Annotated in this window: 4 protein-coding genes and 1 rRNA gene; 1 reads left to right on the top strand and 4 read right to left on the bottom strand. The window is 53.4% G+C overall.

Going from position 1 to position 4809, the window contains the following annotated elements; all coding sequences use genetic code 11:
• Positions 1–387: 387 nt before the first annotated feature.
• Together ilvA and BBOMB_RS07405 are read right to left on the bottom strand one after the other, a co-directional pair.
• The gene (gene ilvA, locus BBOMB_RS07410; protein ID WP_044088117.1) at positions 388–1653 is read right to left on the bottom strand and encodes a threonine ammonia-lyase; all 1266 of its coding nucleotides are present in this window, start codon (positions 1651–1653) and stop codon (positions 388–390) included.
• 1066 nt (positions 1654–2719) lie between these two features.
• Positions 2720–3178 carry a GNAT family N-acetyltransferase gene (locus BBOMB_RS07405; protein WP_044088118.1) on the bottom strand — a complete coding sequence of 153 codons (459 nt, stop codon included), beginning with the start codon at positions 3176–3178 and terminating at the stop codon, positions 2720–2722.
• Positions 3179–3281: 103 nt separating this feature from the next.
• On the opposite strand from BBOMB_RS07405, the gene BBOMB_RS08155 reads away from it, so the two are divergent.
• Complete coding sequence (locus BBOMB_RS08155) at positions 3282–3458, top strand: hypothetical protein (protein WP_156097164.1); 177 nt, start codon at positions 3282–3284, stop codon at positions 3456–3458.
• Between the two features lie 74 nt (positions 3459–3532).
• Here BBOMB_RS08155 and BBOMB_RS07400 read toward each other — a convergent pair whose 3' ends face one another.
• Together BBOMB_RS07400 and rrf are read right to left on the bottom strand one after the other, a co-directional pair.
• Entirely contained in the window at positions 3533–4528 is a 996-nt protein-coding gene (locus tag BBOMB_RS07400; protein ID WP_044088120.1) for a lipid II:glycine glycyltransferase FemX, read from the bottom strand.
• A gap of 189 nt (positions 4529–4717) precedes the next feature.
• Positions 4718–4809, bottom strand: a 5S ribosomal RNA gene (gene rrf, locus BBOMB_RS07785); the annotation flags it as partial.

Below are 4809 nucleotides of genomic sequence, written 5' to 3'. Positions count from 1 at the left end.
AAAAAACCTTTTGCGGAAAAGCCTCAAACAGACTCTCCATAATAATTGACGGTCCGTTTCCATAAGGAGGAAACGTCCCTCACCAAAAAACCTTGATGCACATTAAACCCCTCCGGGTACCCACAGGACAAACCCGCAGGCGCACACCAAACTGGCAATCAAAAACATTCAACTAAAAAAGTAGTACAGACACACTCTTGAGTTCTCAAACCACCACCACACCAACAACCCCAATCAATCCTGAGGATTTGTTGTCGCTGTCAGGCAGCAAGTGATTAATTTACTCGAACGTGTCTATTTTTGCAAATCGGCCTCTTCCGGAGCCCTTGCTTTCGTTGGTATAATTGACTTTATTCGGCGTGTTGCTTTTTGCGCAATTCTTGAATTTCAGTAAATCTGCCTAGGGTGGAGTCCCTCCTCCTCCAATGAAGAAAGAATCCGTTTGATGTGTTCCGAACCATTCGTTTCGACCGTCACTTCCAGCAGAACCCCGTTGCGGTAGTGTCCGGCCGCTTTGAACTGGTCATGGTTTAATTCAATGACATTGGCACGAAGCCGAGCCAGAATTGTAGCCACCTTGACAAGCTGACCCGGTACATCGGGAAGCTCCACCGCGAACTGCATGATGCGCCCTCGGGAAATCATGCCTCCCTGAATCACAGCACCGATGGTCACGGTATCGATGTTGCCGCCCGAAACCACCGGGACAACGACATGAGCTCCCTTCGCCTTAGAGAACACCTGCGATTGCCTGCCCAGTTGCTCAAGCGCAGCCAAAGAGACGGCACCTGCGGCTTCGACGACGAGCTTGTGCTTTTCCAACATCAGCAGAATCATCTGCGAGATTCCCGTCTCACTCACCTCAACCAAGTCGTCCAGGTAGGTTTCAAGCAATGCAAACGTAAGATCTCCAGGACGTTTTACCGCCACGCCTTCCGCGGAGGTGTTAACCTTTTCGGCCGCCACGACATGACCTGCGGCAAATGACATCTTCCATGCCGGGGACTGGGAGGGAATGGCACCGATAACCCGCACATCCGGACGGAACGTCTTGATGGCCATAGCTATGCCGGACCCCAAGCCACCTCCGCCCAAAGGTACCACCACATCAGTGATGTCAGGACGATCTTGGAGAATCTCCAACGCGATGGTGCCCTGACCACAAAGGACCTGGTAGTCATCGAATGGATGGACAAGCACCATGCCTTGCTCACTTGCGAGTTCTCTGGCATACGCCTCGCTCTCGTCAAATGTCTCACCAAAAAGTACGACATCAGCACCGTACGACTTCGTCGCATCTACCTTAAGCGGTGGAGTGCTTTGAGGCATGACGATGGTCGCCTTCGCGCCTCGCTCACGGGAAGCATAGGCCACTCCCTGCGCATGATTGCCCGCGGAGGCGGTCACAAGACCCCTTGACAGGTCTTGAGGGGACAGTCCGGCAATTTTGTTGTATGCACCCCTGATTTTGAACGAACCAGTCTCCTGCAGGTTTTCCAACTTCATCGCCACGTCGAATCCGACCCGATCCGTCAGGGTCTTCGAAAAGACGGTGGGAGTATGCCGAACCGTTCCTTCCAAACGACCTACGGCAACTTCCAGATCCGACTTATGATCCGATGCCGCATAGGCCTCTGCATCGCTTATATCCATGCAGTAATTATGCCGCCCGAATACCACGGCGATACGTAAGAAACCACATGTTGGACATAGATACACCCGGCGACTTTGCCGATAATGGATATTATGTCCGTCCCATGATAATTTGTCCCTCGTTGATCATCCGAACCCTTCCTGAAAACGCGATGTTCGCGAGCGCACATCGCGAACGCTCGAATCAGTCTTCCAGTGCATTACACAACCCATCCTGGCGTCTCTCCTTACCTTATGCAGGCTGAAACGGCATTCGAACCTCGAAACAGGATTCGGCCTGGACGCCGATCATCGGCCATTTCGTTGTACACAGCCTTACAAACAAACGTCTTCACACTACCGCTGACTACACAGGCCAGCTTGTGTGAATCCCATGAACGTATCCCTTACAGTGACTGCGACATGACGACTCGATGGTAGGACAAATATTCCTGATACCTGATGCGGGCGTATATGATATTGCATGAATCAATACATACCGCTTCATGAAAAATCTACATCTTATGAAACGGCTGCTCCACCCGAACCCACCTGACTTCATAAACCTACAAAGACGCTCAGAGAAAATCTCTCCCTACATATGAACACCCGCTACTCCTTCTTCAGATGAATATGAGCGGTGTGGGCATGAAGTGTAAGCACCAGCCGCAGCAAGCATCGAAACGACCTATCATGTTGCTTGACGAGAAACGAGCCCAAGCCCCATCAACATAGCGGCAATGCGGGCCAAAGCAGACCCACGAAGCACGAACGCCGGAATACGACGAACTCAATTGTCTATGAAACCACGCGATAGTGGCCCGAAACCCTTGTGGCGCGTGGCATCCTTGATTGATATGGGCACCACACATGCCATCGGACGCGACGGCAACGACTAGTCAGGGTCTTTTACATGTTGAGGAACAATCCACAATGACGCACCACCCTCGACCGACGAATCAGACCGGAAACATGCGCTGATTCACGACTACCCATCTCTTTACGCATGCCGCACGATGAACGCAAAAGCCACGTTCATCCCTCGGACCAATGCAATGACACGGCTCCTGACCGCCGTGACCGCACATCACCCGTGTTTCTGACCCGATTCCTCATATCTCATCACGACTTCACCGTCATCGATCTCCCCTGTGGGTTGGAATCCGGCCTTGCGATACACGTGTTCGGCAGCTGCATTCCCGGGCACATACGAAAGAACCAGCGCATCATAATCGGGGTCCGCGCACAGCCGACGAATCAGGATGGCCAACGTACCACTTCCATAACCGCGGTTCACGAAACGTTCCGGTATCAGGATTCTCCAGATGTCGCGGATTCGTTCTTCCGGCCTGTCATGGGTCATGACGAAGCCGACGAGTGTGTCGTCATCATAAATGGCGGCAGGATGCACGGTGTTCTCGTCGCGGTACAACCAGGCCTCGGCCAATGAAACGCTGTTGGGGGCCACGAAAGGCTCACCGGCAGGCCTCTCCAGCTCAAGAACCTGATAAAAGTTCCGACGGTCGATCGATTCAAGGTGAATCATCCGAATCCTTCCCGCGATGCGAAACCATCATCGCCTTCTCGCTGTGTTCGCATGCCATTGAATCCAATATACATGTAATCCATGCTGAATATCAACCGTAAGTATGAAGGCCGCAAGCGCTTGGAGCGGTCTTCCCGCGCATACCTGCACATATCTGACGCTCACCATCGCGACCGCTTTCCGTTCCTCTTCGGCGCAATCCTCGGCGCGTAACCAGCACATGCCCGACGCTTATGCCGTACGTATCAGGACCGGTGCCGCCGTCACAGTACGAAAATGATACCCGTTAGCGCGAAACCGGTCAGCGTAACAGACCCAGGTGAAGCAGACCAGGCATCTGGCCGCAGAAGAGCCTTAACGGTCCCTTAGACGTTTCGCCGTGACCAATGCCTTATAGAAGGTTTTTCTCAAAGGGATATCCCTGTTAGGGGCAACCTGTGTAATCTCTTTGGTAAACTTTGTTTTAAATTCATTGAGGCCTTTGAGGCTCGGAGCGAAGTCATCGCCGATGCCCATCATATCGTAGCTCTTCACACCCTTATTCGCACCAAGATCACAGCACTCGAAATAAACAAGCTTATCCGTAACATGTTCACGCATGGTTTCGCTGCGGCTCGCACCATAATATCTGACACCACGGGTTCCCGATATGGTGACAATCGACCATGTCACCACCCGGTCATCGATGCGACCCGCGTATACACGGCAATGGTCAGGCCCAAGAATACGAATCATGTCCTCATAATCCGAACAGGGTGCAGGATGAAAGCCATCCCTGGCTCCGGTTTCGCGCATCACATCGTAATATTCCTCGAAGGAAACGAGCGCCTTATCGGTTTCATCGACGCAAGAAGCAGGGCTCTCACGCAACGACTTACGTACATCACGCCGGCCTCTGGGTTTCATCCGAGCGAGAATCTCCTCATCTCCACCAGTCACGTCAATGACCACTGTTTGATCATAAGGAATGGTCGAAAGCGTAGGTTCGCACAAATCCAAGTCATGGTGCACGGCGATACGCAGGAATACCTGTTTGTGATCGTGTGCGTGGACGTAGGAAGACAGCGCCTCGAGAACCGAACGTTCCATGTCGGCCGAAGGTGGCTCGACCCAGACAGGTGAATGAACGGCATGCAGGGAGTGGTACCCATGGGTGCTGTGGTCGGTCAGGTCGACCAGCGCGAGAAGGGAGTCATCGTTCTCGATGGCCAGCGAACCCCAATCGGTACGCCCTTCGATGGAGTTCTGGTATTCACGCCAGACGGCGGTCTGCTCGATCGGCAGACACAGGCCTTGCCGCAACGCGACTCGTTCGAGCTCGTCCACACTTATCTGACGTACCTGAATCATGAGTACCTCCTGTTGGCTCCGACCGCACGGCCGGAAGACCAGTATACCGCTAAAACCCACGTGGGTATTGGTTTTGGGTGGTCGTCGCCGTGAACACGCACCCCGAAACGCCGGAACCCACACGTTTTGTCGTGTGCCACGTCGGATACAAAAAAGGGGGACACCCAAAGGCATCCCCCATAACATGTAATGCGGCGGCGTGCTACTCTCCCACACCCTCCCGAGTGCAGTACCATCGCCGTGCCAGGCCTTAGCTTCCGGGTTCGGAATGGGACCGGGCG

It is taken from the genome of Bifidobacterium bombi DSM 19703 (assembly GCF_000737845.1).
GTDB classification, from domain to species: Bacteria; Actinomycetota; Actinomycetes; order Actinomycetales; family Bifidobacteriaceae; genus Bifidobacterium; species Bifidobacterium bombi.
This window is presented reverse-complemented; position numbering and strand designations above follow the sequence as displayed.

What these genes read in the sequence shown, in the direction of transcription:
- ilvA (WP_044088117.1), bottom strand. Translation starts at nt 1,653, where the DNA reads ATGGATATAAGCGATGCAGAGGCCTATGCGGCATCGGATCATAAGTCG.
- BBOMB_RS07405 (WP_044088118.1), bottom strand. Translation starts at nt 3,178, where the DNA reads ATGATTCACCTTGAATCGATCGACCGTCGGAACTTTTATCAGGTTCTT.
- BBOMB_RS08155 (WP_156097164.1), top strand. Translation starts at nt 3,282, where the DNA reads ATGAAGGCCGCAAGCGCTTGGAGCGGTCTTCCCGCGCATACCTGCACA.
- BBOMB_RS07400 (WP_044088120.1), bottom strand. Translation starts at nt 4,528, where the DNA reads ATGATTCAGGTACGTCAGATAAGTGTGGACGAGCTCGAACGAGTCGCG.